This window comes from Sulfodiicoccus acidiphilus (assembly GCF_003967175.1).
GTDB classification, from domain to species: domain Archaea; phylum Thermoproteota; class Thermoprotei_A; order Sulfolobales; family Sulfolobaceae; genus Sulfodiicoccus; species Sulfodiicoccus acidiphilus.
In genome coordinates this window covers 1,385,402-1,403,099 of the sequence record NZ_AP018553.1, presented here as the reverse complement: position 1 = coordinate 1,403,099, position 17,698 = coordinate 1,385,402, and the positions used below count along the sequence as shown (strand labels likewise).

At 57.5% G+C, this 17,698-nt stretch carries 15 protein-coding genes and 4 pseudogenes; 9 read left to right on the top strand and 10 right to left on the bottom strand.

The annotated features are described in order from the left end of the window. Window positions 1-194: 194 nt before the first annotated feature. The 3 genes and pseudogenes from HS1genome_RS12020 to HS1genome_RS07520 form a co-directional block, all read right to left on the bottom strand. On the bottom strand, window positions 195-356 hold the full coding sequence (locus HS1genome_RS12020; protein ID WP_158613742.1) for a hypothetical protein: 162 nt from the start codon (window positions 354-356) through the stop codon (window positions 195-197). A 79-nt stretch (window positions 357-435) separates the two neighbouring features. Next, a pseudogene (locus HS1genome_RS07525) lies at window positions 436-2,579 on the bottom strand (xanthine dehydrogenase family protein molybdopterin-binding subunit). An 89-nt stretch (window positions 2,580-2,668) separates the two neighbouring features. Further along, window positions 2,669-3,856: an acyl-CoA dehydrogenase family protein gene (locus tag HS1genome_RS07520; protein ID WP_126450250.1), complete on the bottom strand. Its 1,188-nt coding sequence runs from the start codon at window positions 3,854-3,856 to the stop codon at window positions 2,669-2,671. A 500-nt stretch (window positions 3,857-4,356) separates the two neighbouring features. Here HS1genome_RS07520 and HS1genome_RS07515 point away from each other — a divergent pair. The 3 genes and pseudogenes from HS1genome_RS07515 (at window position 4,357) to HS1genome_RS07505 (ending at window position 6,463) form a co-directional block, all read left to right on the top strand. Then, window positions 4,357-5,402 (top strand): annotated as a pseudogene (locus HS1genome_RS07515) (PTO1314 family radical SAM protein). 4 nt (window positions 5,403-5,406) lie between these two features. Then, window positions 5,407-5,946 (top strand): class I SAM-dependent methyltransferase, encoded by a 540-nt coding sequence (locus tag HS1genome_RS07510; RefSeq protein ID WP_126450249.1) that lies wholly within the window; start codon window positions 5,407-5,409, stop codon window positions 5,944-5,946. A 106-nt stretch (window positions 5,947-6,052) separates the two neighbouring features. Next, window positions 6,053-6,463 (top strand): rhodanese-like domain-containing protein, encoded by a 411-nt coding sequence (locus HS1genome_RS07505; protein WP_126451369.1) that lies wholly within the window; start codon window positions 6,053-6,055, stop codon window positions 6,461-6,463. 71 nt (window positions 6,464-6,534) lie between these two features. On the opposite strand, the gene HS1genome_RS07500 is transcribed toward HS1genome_RS07505, so the two are convergent. Continuing rightward, window positions 6,535-6,714 (bottom strand): hypothetical protein, encoded by a 180-nt coding sequence (locus HS1genome_RS07500; protein ID WP_126450248.1) that lies wholly within the window; start codon window positions 6,712-6,714, stop codon window positions 6,535-6,537. 424 nt (window positions 6,715-7,138) lie between these two features. Then, a pseudogene (locus tag HS1genome_RS07495) lies at window positions 7,139-8,082 on the bottom strand (FAD-binding oxidoreductase). Window positions 8,083-8,235: 153 nt separating this feature from the next. Between HS1genome_RS07495 and HS1genome_RS07485 the strand changes: the two are divergent. The 5 genes from HS1genome_RS07485 (at window position 8,236) to HS1genome_RS07465 (ending at window position 13,276) form a co-directional block, all read left to right on the top strand. Further along, a complete protein-coding gene (locus HS1genome_RS07485) occupies window positions 8,236-9,627 on the top strand; it encodes an FAD-binding oxidoreductase (protein WP_126450245.1) in 1,392 nt (463 codons plus the stop codon). Then, window positions 9,628-10,617, top strand: a complete 990-nt coding sequence (locus HS1genome_RS07480; RefSeq protein ID WP_229768292.1) for a (Fe-S)-binding protein — start codon at window positions 9,628-9,630, stop codon at window positions 10,615-10,617. Window positions 10,618-11,071: 454 nt separating this feature from the next. After that, on the top strand, window positions 11,072-11,731 hold the full coding sequence (locus HS1genome_RS07475; RefSeq protein WP_126450244.1) for a ParA family protein: 660 nt from the start codon (window positions 11,072-11,074) through the stop codon (window positions 11,729-11,731). Further along, entirely contained in the window at window positions 11,728-12,189 is a 462-nt protein-coding gene (locus tag HS1genome_RS12700) for a hypothetical protein (protein ID WP_229768293.1), read from the top strand. The genes HS1genome_RS07475 and HS1genome_RS12700 overlap by 4 nt, the downstream gene beginning before the upstream one ends. A gap of 295 nt (window positions 12,190-12,484) precedes the next feature. Then, window positions 12,485-13,276, top strand: a complete 792-nt coding sequence (locus HS1genome_RS07465; RefSeq protein WP_126450243.1) for a hypothetical protein — start codon at window positions 12,485-12,487, stop codon at window positions 13,274-13,276. A gap of 59 nt (window positions 13,277-13,335) precedes the next feature. Here the strand turns inward: HS1genome_RS07465 and HS1genome_RS07460 are convergent, their stop codons facing one another. The 3 genes from HS1genome_RS07460 to HS1genome_RS13185 form a co-directional block, all read right to left on the bottom strand. After that, window positions 13,336-13,680, bottom strand: coding sequence for a DUF1634 domain-containing protein (locus HS1genome_RS07460; RefSeq protein ID WP_126450242.1), 345 nt, complete (start codon window positions 13,678-13,680; stop codon window positions 13,336-13,338). Next, window positions 13,677-14,534: a sulfite exporter TauE/SafE family protein gene (locus tag HS1genome_RS07455; RefSeq protein WP_126450241.1), complete on the bottom strand. Its 858-nt coding sequence runs from the start codon at window positions 14,532-14,534 to the stop codon at window positions 13,677-13,679. The genes HS1genome_RS07460 and HS1genome_RS07455 overlap by 4 nt, the downstream gene beginning before the upstream one ends. An 88-nt stretch (window positions 14,535-14,622) precedes the next feature. Continuing rightward, entirely contained in the window at window positions 14,623-14,862 is a 240-nt protein-coding gene (locus HS1genome_RS13185) for a hypothetical protein (protein WP_126450240.1), read from the bottom strand. A 394-nt stretch (window positions 14,863-15,256) separates the two neighbouring features. Between HS1genome_RS13185 and HS1genome_RS07445 the strand changes: the two genes are divergently transcribed. Beyond that, window positions 15,257-15,934, top strand: coding sequence for an enoyl-CoA hydratase/isomerase family protein (locus HS1genome_RS07445; protein ID WP_126450239.1), 678 nt, complete (start codon window positions 15,257-15,259; stop codon window positions 15,932-15,934). A 26-nt stretch (window positions 15,935-15,960) separates the two neighbouring features. Here the strand turns inward: HS1genome_RS07445 and HS1genome_RS07440 are convergent, their stop codons facing one another. Together HS1genome_RS07440 and HS1genome_RS07435 are read right to left on the bottom strand one after the other, a co-directional pair. After that, entirely contained in the window at window positions 15,961-16,959 is a 999-nt protein-coding gene (locus HS1genome_RS07440) for an ABC transporter permease (RefSeq protein ID WP_126450238.1), read from the bottom strand. After that, window positions 16,956-17,671 (bottom strand): annotated as a pseudogene (locus HS1genome_RS07435) (ABC transporter ATP-binding protein). Before HS1genome_RS07435 ends, HS1genome_RS07440 begins: the two are co-directional and overlap by 4 nt. Between the last annotated feature and the right edge of the window lie 27 nt (window positions 17,672-17,698).

Genomic DNA, 17,698 nt, shown 5'->3' with positions numbered 1-17,698 from the left:
GTTGGGGAAGTACTCTCCATAAGACACGGCGAGTAGCTTCTCCACCTCCACTTCCGAGGCCGCTACCCTGTCGGTCCTCAGGGGTGTGGGAACTCGCTATCGACGATCAAGGTTAAGAACACCTTTCTCACCTTACCTGGGAAGTCCCTGTGCACCACATCGAAGGTACCGAGGTGGGAGAGGCGAAGAGACATCTACTTCTTCCTGTTCTTAGTCCTCACCTCCAGGACCTTCCAACCTTTCTGGGAGTACACTAAGCCGTAGTACTCGTGCGACTTCTTCTCCCTAGGGAAACGTGCCTGTCCCTTCAGGAACCTCTTCCTTGCCTCGTAGAATCCCCACCTGCTGCACCACATGGGAGGTTCCCGTACTCCCTGTCCCGCTTCCTCAGGGCCAGGGCAGCTGTCCCAACTCCGTCCTGAAAACCTCTAGAGTCTACCGTCTGGACTTCGACTTCTCCAGCAGGGCCAGGACCTGTTCGCGGGTGAGGGGAATCTCCACTCTGTCGAAGCTCGTCCCCAACGCATCCTCCACGGCATTAATGAGGGCCGCTGGTGGGACGGTTGCCCTCCCTCGGCTACTCCCTTGGTTCCTAGGGGAGTGAAGGGAGAGGGACTCACCTGGTGAATAAGGGAAAGTCTCGGTACCTCCGCGGCCCGGGGTATCCTGTAGTCAGAGAAATTGGTCCCCATTGGAATTCCCTCACCGTCGTATGTCACCTTCTCAGATAGGGCTGCTCCCAGGCCCATCACAGTTCCCCCCGTCAGTTGTCCGTCCACCAGGGCCGGGTTGATCATGTTTCCACAGTCGCTCAACACCACGTACTTGAGGATCCTCACCTCTCCAGTGTCCTCGTCCACGTCCACGAGGACCGCGTGGGCGTTCACGCCGTATGTGGAGGAGAAGTTGACTCTCCTGGACTCGTCAGCCACGTTAACGTTGGGGGAATTGATCACCGCCGAAGCCTCAAGGCCAACCTCCTCAAGTCCCAGGAAGTGGGACCTGTTGTACGCCGCGTTAGCCAGTTCCCTCACGGTCGAGAGCTTCCTTGAACCCACGTAAACCGTCCCGTCCCTGAACTCCACCTGAGAGGCCTCGACGTTAAATAGCTTCGACGCCACTGTGCGCATCCTCTCCCTCAGCTTGAGGGCGGCTACGTAGACGGCGGATATGGACACAACAGAGAACCTACTTCCGTAGAAACCCGTACCAGGAGGGCCGTCGGAGTCGCCTAGTCTGACCAAGACGGAGTCCATGTCTACTCCCAGGGTGTCCGCTACGACTTGCGAAATTGCTGTCTCGTGGCCGGTGCCCATGGAGTTGGTACTCATGGTCACCACCACCTCGCCGCTACTGTCCATCTTCACGTAGGCACCCTCGTAGTAGGGGGTCCTAGGGGATTTGACGACTAACGTCTGAAAGGCCAGAGAGGAGCCCGGTTCCAGAGCGAAGGCCACTCCCAATCCCCTCCTTCCGCGATCCACCTCCCGGGCCAACCTCCTGAGGGACTCCAGGTAGTCCCCGCTGTCGTAGACGGCACCGGTGATGGAGTTGAAGGGGGTCCTCCTGATTAAGTTGGACTCCCTGACTTGGAATTGATCGACGCCCACCTTTCTAGCCAAGGAGCTCACAAGGTTCTCCAGCACTAGGACGGCCGGAGGGATCCCAAGGCCCCTGTAGGGACCTGTTGGAGCCTTGTTAGTGAGGACTCCCTTCACCCGCAGCGAGACGAACTTCACGTCGTAGGCGCCCGCGAGGTGGTATATCTGCCTAAGGACAGGCAGGGGTTGATAGGTGTGGAGGTAGGCCCCGAAGTCCTCTAGTAGCTCCACCTCCAAACCCAACACCTTCTCTCCACTGTGGTGAAGTACTGCCCTGTACCTCCTATCGGGTCCGTGGACTGCGGCGACGAGGTGTTCAGTCCTAGTCTCCACGTACTTCACCGGTCTCCCAGACACCATGGAGGCCAAAGTTGCTAGGAGAATGGGTTTTATGAAGATCTTCCCTCCGAACCCCCCGCCCGAGTCTGGCACCTTCAAGGTGACCCTAGACCTCGGTAACCCGAAGGTTACCGCCAAGGCCGTCCTGAAAACTTGAGGGACCTGTGTGTTGGCGTACACGGTGAGGCCGCCGTGCGGGTCGTAGTCTGCGACCACGGCGTTAGGTTCGATGGGAGACGGAGATTGTCTGTTGTACCTGAAGCTCTTCTCCAGCTTGTCACCTTCCCTGAACTCCCCGTAGAAGAACTGGTCGCGATACACTAGGTTAGGTACGTCGGGGTGTATGGGATCCGCGTTTAGTGCCTCCTCCGGGTCTAGGACCGGAGGGAGGGGATCCCACTCTACCTCCAGATCGTCTAGAGCGTCCCTAGCCTCGTAGGGGTCCCTCCCCAACACCAGGGCGACTGGTTCGCCGTAATACGATGCCTGACCAAGTGGAAGAACCCTCTCCTTGGGGTACAGGGGAGCGAAGAAGTTAGGCGATACGAAGTCCTTGGCGTGTTCTCCAGTTATCGCGTCGGTGAAGACCTTGAACCTCGCTCTGGCGTAGGGAGACCTGAGGACCGCGAGGTGGAGCATACCAGGTAGCCATAGGTCGTCGACGTACCTTCCCCTCCCCTTTACGAACCTCGGGTCCTCAACTCGCCTGACGGGAGATCCTATGTACTTCACCTGACATTGACCCCGAACTTGCTCTTCATAACTTGCCTAACTACTGTCAACCTCTGAATCATGTTGGTTCCCTCGTAGGTCTTCAGGATCTGGGAGTCCCTCAGCAACCTCTCCACCGGCGTGGAGACCCCGTACCCCCCGTGCACCTCGATCGCCCTGCTCGCCGCCCTCTCCGCGACCTCCGTGGCGTAGAACTTCGCCATGGACGCCGCCACCACCCCGTCCTGGAGGTTCCCCCTGTCGAGGAGGGAGGCGGCGAAGTAGGTGAGCAGCCTCGCCGCGGCCACCTCCGCCATCGCGTCGGCCAACCTCTCCTGGACCATCTGGAAGGAGGCCACGGGCTGGCCGAAGGCCTCCCTCTGGGAGGAGTAGGAGAGGGAGGCCTCCAGGGCCGCCTGGGCGAGGCCCACCCCCTGGGCGGCCACCGAGACCCTGCTGTAGTCGAACGCGAGCATGGTCTGCTTGAAGCCGTTCCCCTCCTCCCCCACCAGGTTCCCCTCCGGGACCCGCACGTCCTCGAAGAGGAGCTGGGCCGTGTTTGACGCCCTGACGCCTGAAGTCTCTATCCTCCCCTCCACCTTGAAACCGTGCTCCCTCGAGGCGAGGAACATGGATATCCCCATCCACCTCCTCTCCCCCTGGGAGGTCCTGGCTGTGACGAGGAGCCTGTCCGCAATCCCCCCGTTCGTGACGAAGGTCTTCCTCCCGTTTATCACGTAGTGCGACCCGACCTTCCTGGCGGTGGTCCTCATCCCCGCGACGTCGGAGCCCCCGGAGGGCTCGGTGTTGGCGAAGGCCACCACCGCCCTCCCGGAGGCGACCTCGGGCAAGTGCTCGGAGCGAAGCCTCTCGGAGGCGAAGAGCTGAAGGGTGGTACTGAAGAGCCAGTGAATGAAGACGTGGGTCGAGAGCGACGGCCAGACGCGACTGATTTCCTCCGTCACTATGGCCTGAGACAACAGGTCCCCTCCCTGTCCCCCGTAATCGGGCTTAATGTTCAGTCCCATTAGGCCAGCGTCCACTACCGCCTTCCTTACCTCCGGCGGTATCGCCATCTCCCTCTCCCCCTTTTCCACGTAGGGCCTGACCCTGCTCTCGCACAGTTCCCTGACCGACTGCCTGAGTAACTCGTGCTCCTCCCTCAACTCCACCTTGAAGTCCTGAGGAGAAAACGGTAAGGTCATAGGCCAAACTAGAGTGACCGTTTAAATTAGCTTGGTTAGTTCAAACCAACGCCTGTAAGTTGGAGTACCTTGTCTCCATGCGGGAACGGACTCATTTACGAAGTACGTGGTGGAGTCCTACCTAGGGCTCGATTGGGGCAATGGGTTATCTCCTATTTCGTCTACGAAGGGATCCTTTCCCACGACCACTTCGCCGCCTACGATGATAGGAACCCCATTAGCGTATCCCTACCAGCGAGTCGAAGCAGAACCTCTTCGCGGTGGAGGAGACGTAACCTCGGCGGAATTTGCTCGCCCCATCGAAGTTCCTCCGGATCACTACAAAGGTTCGGGAAAAGTCGATTCGACGACGAGAATAGTCTCTTGAGGTGGTCCCTAGTCCTCCTTAGCGCACTTTGAGTCTAACTTACCGCGATTGAGCGACGTCTTCTAGCTTTAGAGAAGACAAATCGACTCGAGTTTACTCGACAGTTTTTATCTACGATAGCAATATTCGTGGTATGGCCACTTTCAGGCCGGTCTTGCTCAGGGGAATAGCTCGGGGAATGAGGGAGGCTAGGGGAAGGAAGCTCCCCCTCATCGCCGGCCACAAGTTGCTCTATTCGTGCAACCTGAAGTGCAGGATGTGTCCGTTCTGGAGGAGGAAGGACGAGAAGCTCCTCTCCCTCCAGGAGGAAGTCAGGATGATGAACGCCCTAGCCGACGCAGGAGTGCTCTTCATGGGGTTCGAGGGGGAGAGCCCTTCCTCAGGAGGGACCTTCCAGAAGTCTTGAGGGAGTCCCACGAAAGGTTTCACACCTCCCTAGTGACTAACGGCGTCATGTTGAAGGAAAGGTTCCCTGAAGTCAGGAGGTACCTAGAGAACCTCTTCGTTTCCCTCGACGGGATAGGGGAGGTGCACGACAAAATAAGGGGGGTGGAAGGGGCGTTCAAGAAGACGGTGGAGGGAATAAGGATGGCCAAGGACTACGTCGAGACGACCGTCAACGTCACGTTGGGCTCGGACAACCTCCACCAGGCCACTGAAATGGTGAGACTGGTGGAGGAACTGGGCGTGAGCGTGAGCTTCCAGGTCGCCTACGACTACTCCACTGCCGAGAAGATGTCGCCCGAGAAGGAGAGGTTGAGGGAAGTCCTCACGGCACTGCTAAGGATGAAGCTCGAGGGAGCCCCCATAGTTAACTCGAAGGAGTACTTCGAGGCGATCCTCTCCTCTTGGTACGGTGGAAAGCCTTGGACCTGCAAGCCGTGGCTCACTATAAACGTGGACCCACAGGGTAGGATAGTGAGTCCGTGCTACGTACTCAACGAGTACAGGGGAGAGGCCAGAGCGTGGGAAGTCGACATCGAGCAACTCTGGAACTCGTACGATTGGTCGAAATACGAGACCTGTAACAGGTGCGGCCTCACGTGTTATCTCGAGCCTTCCCTATTCGATTGGAGGAACCTCTCCATGGTGAAGGAAAGGATCCTGAGCAACGCCTTCGACTACCTGTTCAACGTGGTTCAGGAACCAGTGAGAGTGGTGGGCTCGGTCGTTAGGTGAGAGGATGCATAGACACAACGAAGAGGAGATGGCCAAGATCTTGCTGAGCCCGGAGAGGAGGAAGTTCGAGGATCCGGAGCTCTTCCTCCCCTCCCTGCTTCGAGGAGGGGAGGTGATAGCAGAGTTGGGCTGCGGCCCAGGGTACTACTGCAGGTACCTAGTGAAATACGCCTCTACCCTTTACTGTGTGGACAGGAGTGCTAAGTTCGTCCACATGGTGAGCGACTTGTCCCCCAAGGTTGTAGCACTAAACGAGGATTCCTCGAGGACGTCCATCCCTTCCGCCTCTGTGGACGTAGTATTCCTAGCTAACTCCTTCCACGACATGGACAGGGAGGCCGCATACAAGGAGGTGCTCAGGATCCTGAGGTCTGGGGGAAAGGTGATCGTGGTGGACTGGAGGAGGGACTCTCCCGTGGGGCCGCCTCAGGCCATCAGGATGTCCAAAGAAGACTACCTCAGACACTTCAGGGATCTGAAGTTGGAGAGGGAGTTCGAGGTGGGCCCGTACCACTACGGGCTGGTCTTCGTCAAAACGATGTAGCATTATTAAAGTCGAAAATAGAGATAATCTCCACGGGAATAGTGTCCTCGTCAATTAATAAATAGCGAATTTAGGGCTCCAGGAGCTTGTTCCCTGACCTCAATTGATGGTAGTGGAGAACACGTACACGCCATACTACAACCACATCGTGTATTCTTACCCCTCGGACGTGAGGAGGTTGTGGAAGCAAGGAAAGGTCCTCATGTTGGACATAAGGACTCCACAGGAGTACGTAGCGCACCACGTTCCAGGTTCGGTTCTAATTCCCATGGACTACTTGGAGGAGCTATCGCACTATTTCTCTGATAAGGAAGTGGCCGTGATCTGCGAACACGGTAACAGGGCCTACTACGCTACCTTCGGCATGCCACACCTTTACAGACGCAGAGCCTACTACCTCGCAGGCGGACTCCAGGCGTGGATGTACATGGGTTACGAAGTAGTGAGGGGACTCGACGAAGGAGCTAAGGTGTGGAAGGAGTTGTTAAATTCCCAGAGCGTGAGGTCTAGAGCCTAGAGTCCAAATTCCTCTCCACCCTGGGAGGATCTCCCTCCAAGAGTTTCGTAGTTCCCACCGTGGGTCCGGGGCTACATCTCTTGAGGGGCGGTCAGGTGGCTCAGATGACAATCCTCGTCCGAATAGAGGGGATATTTCTTCGCCGAGCTATAGTTCAGTTGCAGAGAAGTGAGGAGATTCTGGTTGTCCCTCGATCCCTTTGAGCCCCAGTAGAGCTGGGGAGGAGCGTCTTTAGTATCAACGACAGACATTTTGAAAAGAAATATTTAAACTTTAAATAAGTTGCCATCTGTTCCATCCCCGAGGAGACTTTACCCTCCCTCAACCCCAGTTTTTGTACCACTTTCTATTTAGTTGTTACTTCTAAATGTCCTCGATGTGAGATCAGTGCCACTCCTAGGGAGGTCCTAGGAACGATGAAGGTCGGGTAGTGTCTCCCTTACGGGCTTTAACGAATTGGGGGTGTGCGATCACCTGAGAGGGATTCCAATGCCGTACTTGGAAGTAAAAGCGACAATAAGTTGAGCTATGCGTAAATACTAGGCGCACGCCTCGATCGCGCTAATGGTTAGGAACTCGTCTAACTTCAAGGCGTCCGATGAGTCCATTTGTACTTCAAGTGATACATACTGTACCTGCTTCACGGTTCTCACGAATGCACCTTGTGCTTCGCCCCTAATAAGTCGTTGCCCGTGAGGGGGGCAGACAGTTGTCGAAAACTCCAGGGGAGAGGACCCCCTGGGGATCCAGAGCCCTCTTGAGGGCACACAACACCGGTGAAGAGAAACCCCAGTACTCCGACGCACTTCCCCTCTCCACCACTACGTACCCCTTGACCTTGGACCTCAGCGATTCCTCCGACTCTTCTGTGCAGAGCCTAGAGTAGCCCGTGCCCACAAAGCCCACGCCCCACTCTGGAGAGAGAGAGGAGAGTACCTCGGCCTCCGTTCCCCTCGTTACGTGGAGCCCCACAACCCTAGGACACGAGGCCTCCAGTTCGGGGAGCGACTCGTCAGTGAGGTCGAGCTGTGCGGAGACCGATCTCACGTAATTCCTGCTCCCTGCGAACACCCCGATCCACTTCCTCTCGTGGGCCAAGTAGAGTATGCCCCAGGGCCTATACTTTAAGGTGGACCTCCAGTCCCCAGAGAAGGAACCTACCTTCACCTCCTCTGGTTCGGGGAGGGTCCTGAAGGTTAGTTCCACATATATCCCGAGCCAGCCCAAGGTGCCAGAGAGCGACTTCCATATCTTGTACCCGCTGGAGAACTTGGCGGTTCGCCCCCCCGACAGAACTAGAGAGCCGTATCCCGTCACCAGCCTGGCTCCAAGGAGGAAGTTCCTCGGGAAACCCACCCACGCAGAGAAGTACCCAGGTGAATTGACGGAGGCCAACCCGCCCAACGTACCCTTGTAAGGAAAGGGCAGGAGTAGTTCGTCCTCGGAGAGCCTACGTTCTAGCTCCTCCATCAACGTGCCCGCCTTGGCAGTGATAAATGAATTGGCCCTGCTCACCTCCACTACCCCCTCAACTCGAGGGTGGAGAGGACCACGTCGGCCCTCCTAGGCGGACCTATCGTATGGGACCTAGTGCCGGCCGGGGTCAACGTGAAGCCCATCCGATTGGCGAGGCTGACCACCTCCCTCACCTGCTCGTAGGTCTCTGGCCTGGCCACGTAAGTTCCACCGTCCCTACTCACCTTTACCTCCCTCTCCAAGGCCGATAGCCAGTCCATTGACGCTATTTAAGTGGGGAGGGTAAATATAGAAACGTGTCCCTTCTGGAAGAGTTGAGGGGGTTAGTGGGAGATAGTTGGGTGGTGACTGGGGAAGAGGCTAGACTCTACTCCGTCGACGGGTTCACTGTGGTGGGAGGTAACCCGCGGGCCGTAGTTCTGCCCGGAAACGAGGAGCAGGCAGTAAAGACTGTGAGGACGCTTCTGAAGCGGGGAGAACCCTTTTTAGTGAGGGGTACTGGGACCAGCCTGAGCGGTGCGTCCATCCCAGTCAACGGAGAAGTCGTGGTGTCGATGGCGAGACTAAACAGGATCCTCGACTGGGAAGGGCTGGAGGTCACAGTGGGGCCGGGAATAGCCAACGTGATGGTGACAAAGAACGCTCCTCCTCACCTCTTCTACGCTCCAGACCCCTCAAGCTATTCGGTCTCATCCATAGGGGGGAACGTTTCCCACGACTCTGGGGGGATCCACGTGGTGAAGTACGGCCCGACTTTCAATCACGTGGTGGGATTGAGGGTGCTGTTGCCGGACGGACAGTTGGTGGATGCGGGGGGGAGGAGCGTCATGGACGACGCTGGGATATTCGTGGGGGCGGAGGGAACGTTAGGAGTAGTTCTGAGGGCTAGGCTAAGGCTCACCCCCAGGCCAGACGCGTCAGTCACCTTGATGGGAGCCTTCGAGTCCCTACGTAACGCGGGGGAGGCCGTGGTGAACACCTTCAACTCTGGGGTGGTACCGGCTGCCATGGAGATGATGGACAGGAACTCCGTAGAGGCCGTGGAGAGGAGCAAGTTCAGGTCAGGGTATCCCGAGGCCGAGGCCATAGTACTCGTGGAGCTAGATGGTTACGGCCCTCAGGTGGTGGAGGAGGTAGAGTTGACTACCATGGCCTTCCAGTCTGCCGGAGGTAAGGTCACCTTGGCCAAGGAGCAGGCCGAAGCGGATAGGTTATGGAGGGGAAGGAAGGGAGCCTTCCCGGCCATGGGAGTCGTAGCGCCCGCTTACCTCACACTGGACAGCAACATACTGGTCACCAAGCTCCCAGACGTGCTCGAGGAAATATCGAAGATCTCCAGGCGATACGGGCTGAAGGTAGCCAACGTCTTCCACGCTGGGGACGGGAACCTCCATCCCCTAGTCCCATACGATCCCTCCGACCCACGGGGGCTCGAGAAGGCCCTCAGAGCAGGCAGGGAGATAGTCAGGGTGGCCGTAGAGAGCGGCGGAGTGCCAAGTGGGGAACACGGAATAGGACTAGAGAAGGTGGGCTTCATGGGCTACTACTACACGGACGAGGACCTCCTCGCTATGAGGAGAGTTAAGGACGCCTTCGATCCCAGACACCTGTTGAACAGGTGCAAGATGCTCAGGCTCGAAGGGTGTCAGCCCGTCGGCCCGCTGAGGACATTATGGGAGGGGGACTGAGTGAACGAGTGCGTACACTGCGGGTTCTGTCTCGAGGCCTGCCCCACTTACGTAGTCACTAGGTCGGAAGTTCATTCCCCTAGAGGCAGGATCATGGCTATGAGGTTGGGGTTAGAGAGTTCAGGCCTAGGGACCTGCGTCTTCTGCAGGAGGTGTGAGGAGGCGTGTCCCAGCGGCGTCCCCTATGGCGAACTTATATCCGCCCACAGGAGGGCCGACGCCTCCACTGCTGGAATGCACAGACTCCTGGAGAACCCCAGGGCCTTGGCGTCAGCCCTCAGACTGGTCATGAAGGGAAATGGAGAGACGTCGGCGAGGCTGAGGGAGTTCGTGAAGGAGGTCAGGGAGCCTCTAGAGTACAGAGACCAGAGCGCTGAAGTAGTGCTCTTCCCAGGATGCCTCACGGCGGTGGTTTTGAGGCAGACGGTAGAGAAGGCCCTTAAGTACCTGAGGAGGTGGTTCAAAGTCGAGGTGGTGAACGGTTGTTGCGGCCTACCACATATGGGAGAGGGGGAGAGGGACAGGGCGGAAGAAATTGCGACCGCGTGGTCGTCCAAGTTGAAGGGTAGGAAGGTTGTGGTGCTCTCGGCGAACTGTGCGGCTCACATGAAGGAGAGGTGGAAGGGGGTGGAAGTGTACGACTTCGCCGAATTCGTGGAAAGGAACGGCCTGGAGCTCCCGAGGGTCGACGCAAAGGTCACCCTCCATGAGCCCTGCCACGCCAAGGTGGTGGGAATCTCTGGTTACACCAGGGCCATGTTGAAGAGGATGGGAGTGCAGGTGGTCGAAATGGACGACCCCTCGTTCGAGTGTGGAGCTGGTGGGAGCTACTTCCTATTTCAGCCAGAGCTAGCCGACGCGATCTTCGAGGAGAAGGCCAGGAAGGTCGGAAGGACGGGGATTGAGACGGTCGTCTCCTCCAACCCGTCGTGTTCCCTCAGTCTCGGGAGGAAGTTCAAGGTGATCCACCCGGCTGACCTCCTCGACTAGAAGTCGTAAAATGGTTGAAGAAAGTCGCCTTCCGAGGACAGTTTAGCTGCTAGAGACCTTCCCGAAGTGGCAAGTCTAGTTAACTCTAGACAGTCATCCCGTGGGATCCTGGGACGAGTAGGCCAGGTAGGACTGTAATGTCCCCTTCTTCTGTAAAAACTAGGTCGTGGATTGGTCCATCGTAGAAAATCTAAAAGAGCGAACGAAAGAGTCCACCTCTGGGAAGTCACCTCCTCATCCTCGAGCCCGACGTCGCCCAGGATCTCTCTACGGGGAGGCCGCGCCGATCGTCAAGTTCCTACAGCGACGTCGACCACCCTTTCCCCACAACTTAGGCTCCTCGTTCGTCGAATCCAAATTTCCCCGCAAACCTTCGAAACTCGACCGAAACTGTTAAGGCTGGGGTAACACCGCGGGGCCTGCCTTTTGTGGCTCTGCAGAGGAGACTCTAGACATGATAGTCACGGTGGTAAACCAGAAGGGAGGTGTGGGTAAGACCACCACCTCTGTCAACCTAGCTTACGTACTCGCCCGTACTAGAAACGTGGGCCTCTTGGACCTGGATCCGGAGGGAGGTACCACTGTCTCCTTCGGAATGAGGAGAGAGAAGGTGGAGAGGGAAATAGGTGGGAAGAGCGTGAACATATTCGACGTTGAGGTCTTCCCGGCCCACTTGGGACTCCTCAGAAGGGAGCTGGAGGGGGACGTGGAATCCACCGTGGCTTCCGTGAGGAAAGTAGCTGAGGGTTTCGACGTACTGGTGGTGGACACGCCGCCTAACCTCGGCACTCTGTCGCTCTCAGCGACGGTGGCCGCGGACAAGGTCGTGGTGCCCGTCACACCACAGCCGCTCACCATGGAGGTCCTCAAGAACCTAGACTCTAGATTAAAGGGGTTGAACAAAAGGGCGCTCGCCTTCACTAACGGCTCTAAGAAGCCGCTGAAGGAGGGTGCCTCCTCCATCGAGTTCGTTGACGTCGCAATACCGCAGTCTAGGGTCTTCACCGACGCCTCCAGACTCGGCGTCCCCGCCGTGAGGTACGATGAGTTCAGGTTCAGGAACGGAAGGCTCACGCAACACTACAACGCCCTGGCCAAGGTGATCACTGGTTGAGCGAGATAGACTTCCTACTGAAGAGGAGGGAGCATAGAGAGGGCGACTCTAGAGCCCAGGGAGCGGAGGGCGGAGTCAAGAACGGGGAGACGACTCAAGACCCTGGAGGAGAGAGGCTGGGGCCCAGAGCGGAGACAAGAAAGGTCGAGGGAGTGGACTCTAGACTGAAGGAAGAGGACATACCCCATGACGAGGAGAGTAGAGTGAAGGGTACGGACTCTAGGAACTGGGAGGAGGTAGAGAAGTTGATGGCGTCGTTCACATCGAAGGAACCCAAGGTGGGAGTCTGGAGCTATCCCGCTTACCTCGTCCTACAGTACCTCTACTCCACCGTACCTGGATTCAAGGTTAGTCGAACGGCCAAGGAAGCCATGGAAATGGGACTGAGGCAGATGTACGGCGACTTGTTCGAGGCCGCTGAGAGGGTGGCCAGGAAGTACGTAGACTTCAGAGGGTGAGGGTTTCCTCGGGCCTGCGACAGCTCACCTGGCCTTCGGTTGGGTCTTGTAATACGGAACGTGGGGGATCCGGGTGCGACTTAACAGGCCGGCCTAACCCCAATGCCGAAGCCGCGCCGATCTGACCGCATCCGCGTTTTCGGAAGATGGTGTGATTTATCTCAATTCTTCTTATTTTCTATCTATTAGAAATACTTTTGTTAAACTCTTAGGACCAAATTCGTCTAGACGGGTTAACACCGTTTAAGAGATGGGAAACTTAATTACGATCGCGTCCTATATCCTTACAGCCCACATGGACCTCCTGTTGATGGCGGAACTTGACGAGCAGACCTTGTCGAGGATAAGAAGTAACTTCGGGGTCGTGAACGTCGCGAAGAGGAAGCTCTTCATAAGCAGGGGGGAGGAGGCATTGGTGGTCTCAGACAGGGGTAAGTTGAGGGACGCGTTCGTCGCGGCAAGGCACTACAAGAGGGTCACGGTTTACCCGACCGGGGACTACGGGGCGGCAATGGAGTTAGCGGGGGCCCTCAGGGAGGCTGGCATCGACGCGTCGATCCACCCATTCGAGCCCACGAGGGAGGAGAAAGGGAGGACTCCGTCTCCTCCCGTCAAGGTCAGAGTGGGAGTGATTCTCCCCGAGCAGAGGGAGCTCCTCACGTGGAACGTGCCGGAGGCCCCGTTCTTCGAGGTGAGACATGTGAGGGGAGAGGAAGTGGGACTGGACGTATTGGGAGGCAACGATTGTGCACACTTCCCCACCTATGACGTTAGGACGTTAATCATGAAGGCTCTCCTCCCTTTCGAGTCAAAGGCCCTCACGGTGGAGGAGTTGACTGAGGACGGGGAGGTGTCAGTGAAAACGCCCTGCCAAACCCTGGAGGGAAGGGTGACCCTGCTCAGGCCAAACCAGTGGTTCACGAGGTTCGAAATCCACGAGGGAGAGGTAAGGGACGGCAAGTTCATCAGCTTCGCCAGGAGGGGCGACGTGCTCAGGCTACCTCTTGGCATGACCTTCTTGGCCGTCTTAGCGCCGGCCACCGCAGTCTCGGCCATATTGAGGGGGAAACTCGGGTTCAACGCGTGAGATCCACCGAGTAGGCCCATAGGAATGGGGTGGAGACCGACGCGAAACAGTGGACCTAGTCAGACCACGTGTGGAAGCAGAAGTATTCCTATCAGCATGAGCGCTAGGACGGCGAAGCTCAGCGCCACGTACAGCCTGTCCCTATCTGCAGCTACGTAGTTGATGCCCAACTCCAACACCCTTATCACTGGAGTAGCCACCAGCACAGCCACCCCCAGCATTATGATGGCCAATGGATCGAGGTGGAGCAACCCCTGTGCCATGCGGGATAAGTTGAAGTAGGACGAACTGATGGTAGTATTCCTCCCCTCGACGTAGAAGAGCACTAAACCTCCTATCACGAGGGCGGACGAGAGTATAACGCCCGTCCTGAGGGTCAGGCTCACCACCCTTTCCAGGTTCATCCTATCACCCCAAGTCCCCTCAATATGAGCTGTATGCCCAACAATATCAACACGACTGTGAACAGCTGCCTGAGTCTCCTCGACATCAACCTGTTGAGGTACCTCGTCCCGATCAGGGAGCCCAACAGCACTCCAGGTATAGTCGAGGCGACCAGCACCGGGTCTATGAATCCGAAGCTCCAGTACAGTCCGGAGCTAGTGGCTGCGGTCACTCCAATCATGAAGTTGCTAGTTGCTGTGCTTATCTTGAAGGGGAGGGTCATCATGAAGTCCATCGCTAGGACCTTGAAAGCGCCAGAACCTATTCCTAGGAGGCCAGACATGTAGCCGGCCACGAACATGCCTATGAGTCCGAGGGGATACCTCCTCCCCACGTACTTCACCTCCCTCCTGAGGGCCTGATCGTAGTAGGTGCCCATGAGCTTGAGCTTCCTCGTGAAGAAGTCTGGCTTCACGCCCTCCGGCACTTCCGTCTTCATCCTCACGAAGTTGGGGAAGGTCGAGAACATGAGGACCGCGCCGAATATTATTGCAATTATGTTCAGGAGGTGCAACCTCTCTATTTCGTAAAGGGTGAGGGAGCCAGCTATGGCGCCAGAAGTAGTCCCTACCTCTAGGGATATCCCTATCCTCATGTTGGAGAGCTCGTCCTTGACGTAGGCCGAGGCGGCGCCGCTGGACGTAGCTATGGTGGAGATGAGGGACGTTCCGAGGGCGTACGGAATTGGAACCCCGAGGAAAAGTATGAGCACAGGCGTAAGGACTACGCCGCCTCCCAAGCCCGTGAGCGAACCGAGAAGTCCGGCCAGAATGGCCGCGACGACAACCTCGATCGAGTAGAGCGGCGTTATCATCTGAGCCCTTCATCCCAACTGGGTAAAAAGGTTGTTCCACGCTGGTACCTCGTCACCGACGCATCGAGTGGAGCCGGGTGAGGTATCTCTACCCTAGCTTCAAACGTTCCCGAGTACTCAAGCTGACTTCCTCCCCGCCCTGGAAGGGACGAGGGTTCCCTCCCAGAGGGATCGTCGTTCCCACCATCGGTTCGGGTTTACATGTCTCGTTTGGTGGGCAGTCGAGTGGATCAGAGATCCACTCCGATCTGAAGAGGAGGGGACTTTCATCGCAAAGCTCTAGTCCCTTAAGAGAAGGAGATAATAGCTGCTCCTCCCTCAGTCCCATTAAACCTTAGATCGAGCTGGGGAGGAGCGTCGTTAGTACCACTAAGAGAAATTTCACAAAGAAGTATAAATATGAGGGGGCTGTCCGTCCCCGCCGTGAAGGGCGAGGCTTTACGCCCCTCAACCCCCGACTTTGTAAAGTCATTTAGGATGGAGTTCCGGTAATGGAACTAGCCCCAATTGGCGGCTGACCTGCCCGCTTACCGCTTCAGCTCGGAAACAACCTCTCAGGACTCGAAGTCGTGTCCGGACGCGGCTCGGAGCGACGAGTGTGCTGTGAGCTCCGCTTTTATGGGGAGAAGCCGAGGTTATGGAGTGGAGTTCGAGAAACTGCGTCTGGAGAGGAGGGACCGCCTCACCTTTGTGAAGTTCCGCACGGGGGGAAGCTGAACTTGGTGGGTTCGAAGTTCATGGTTGAGATGGTCGACGCCTTGAAGTTGGTGGAGAGGGACGACTCAAGGGTCCTAGCCCTGGAAGGAGAAGGAAATTTCGGAGCGGGAGTTGACCTGGAGGAACTCTACGAAGTGTCCAAGAACTCTGACGCAGTGAGCAAGTTCTTCTCCTCCCTCAGGGAGCTCTTCATCAACCTACTCAGGTTCCGCAAGCCCGTGGTCTCGCTGGTCACTGGAGTGGCCTACGGGGCTTCGTTGGAGCTGGCAATCCTCTCCGATTTCGTCATTTCCTCGCCTGAAGCTAAGTTCTCGTCCCCTGGAATGAGGTGGGGGTTGTTTCCCCCCGTCTTGCTGGCCCTAGGCCCCTCCATAATGGGGACGAGGAGGCTCAACCGATTCATCCTCACTGGTGAGGAAGTGGACGCCCGGGAGGCGGCGACGATGGGTCTAGTCGACTTGGTATCCCCAGACCCAGAACGGGAGCTGGAGAGGTTGTCCAAGGAACTGCTAAGGAACGGCCCCCAGGTCTTAGCCCTAGCTAAGAGGTTGAGGACCAGGGATGTGGAGGAAAGAATCCTCCTCTACATGAAAGAGCTCGTAGTCCAGGCCACCACGGACGAAGTGAAGGAGGGCCTCAGGGCCTTCGTCTTCAGGAGGACCCCGCCGTGGGTTCCTCGATGACCTCAGAGGAAACTTCGCGGCCTTCCTCAGGGTGCCTCCCTGAGTGTGAGGAGCCTAGACCCTGCGCCCACGAAGGCCAGGGTCAGCACAGCTATGGCCCCAAACTGCCAAGGTGCGGGGGCTTGCTGATACAGAATGAGGTCCCTCACCACGTCGTTCACTATGGACACTGGAGAGTACGTCGCCACTAGCCTGAGGAAGTAGGGGAACTGGGACACCGGGTAGAAGGCGTTACTAACGAACATCAGGAGGAAGACAAGGACGTTAGCTGCACCCTCCGCCACGAATACCTTGTCCTTGGGGGTTAAACCGTATATCACAGCCCCCAGTCCGCTGAACATCAGGGTCCCGAGGACCAACACTCCCACGAAGGGGAGGTCCACTGCCGGGACGAACCCAAGGGTCAGGCCCACCGCCAATATCACAGCCGAGGATAGGAGCACTATGACGACTTCATACGTCATGAGGGAAAGCACCCACTCCCAGTTCTCGAGGGGAGAGGCCCCCAACCTCTCCACTAACCCGTCCCTGTAGTAGCCGCTCACAACTCCCACCACGCCGAAGACACCGTTGGAAAGGGATATCACTCCGACTATCCCGGCGATCAGGTAGGAGTAGTACGTGTAGTGTCCCCCTGGGCTCGCCGCGACAGCTAGGGAGTCAGAAGCGAGCGACTGTTCAACGAGCGCCGCTAAGGGCTTGACCAAGGAACCGTCCTGGGGCGGGTAGAGGATCCTCAACGCGGACTGGTTCTCAAGGTAAACGTAGAGGTAACCGTGTCGGAGGGCTTGGACGGATTCGTTGGACACAGTAGCGACGAAGAGGCCGCTACCGTTGAGGTAGGAGGCAACTCGCGGTGCGTCGACGCCGTAAACGAACACAACGTAGTGAACGGAAGCCCCGCCGAAGATTAGGGCGAAGAGGACTGTCAGGACGAGCGGGAAGAGGACGACCCAGAAGAGGGTGAACCTGTTGCTCAAGTTGTCCTTAAGGACTGCCCACGTGGTCAGTAGGACTCTCCTCACTCCTCCACCCCCTCCATGAGGGACAAGTAAGCCTCCTCCAAACTCTCCTTGTGGAACTCGTTCATGACTGCCTCGGGCGTGTCGACCTTCAGGACCCTCCCGCCGTATATCACGGCGACCCTGTCCGACAGCCTCTGAGCCTCGTCCAGGTAGTGTGTCGTCATGAGCACGGTCACTCCCTCCCCCTTCAACGACTTTACCACCTCCCAGAGGGACCTCCTGGCCTTGGGATCGAGCCCGACCGTGGGCTCGTCCAGGAAGAGTATCCTCGGCCTTCCCGCCAGAGCGCAGGCGAGACCAACCCTCCTCTTGAGGCCCCCGGAGAGGGCCCTGTACCGCACCCTGGAGTACGACTCCAGCCCGAGTTTGGATATAAGGGGCCTCCACTCGTTCTCCCCGTACAGTCCGGCGAAGTACCCCACGTTCTCCTCCACGGTTAGGTCGGAAAATCCCTGGAACTGCTGAGGCATGACCCCGACTTCCCTCCTGATCTTCGCGCATTCCCTGGGGACCTGCATCCCCAACACCGCGACCTTCCCAGAGGTCGGCGAGAGGACGCAGGAAAGGATCCCCAATGTTGTGGTCTTCCCAGCCCCGTTGGGACCGAGGAGGGTGAACACCTCCCCCGACCAACAGAGAACGTGATCCCCTTCAGGGCCTCCACCTTACCCCCGTACGTTTTCCTGAGGTCTTGAACCTCTACGGCCTGTATGGGGAGCACCTCCAATTATAGGGAGCT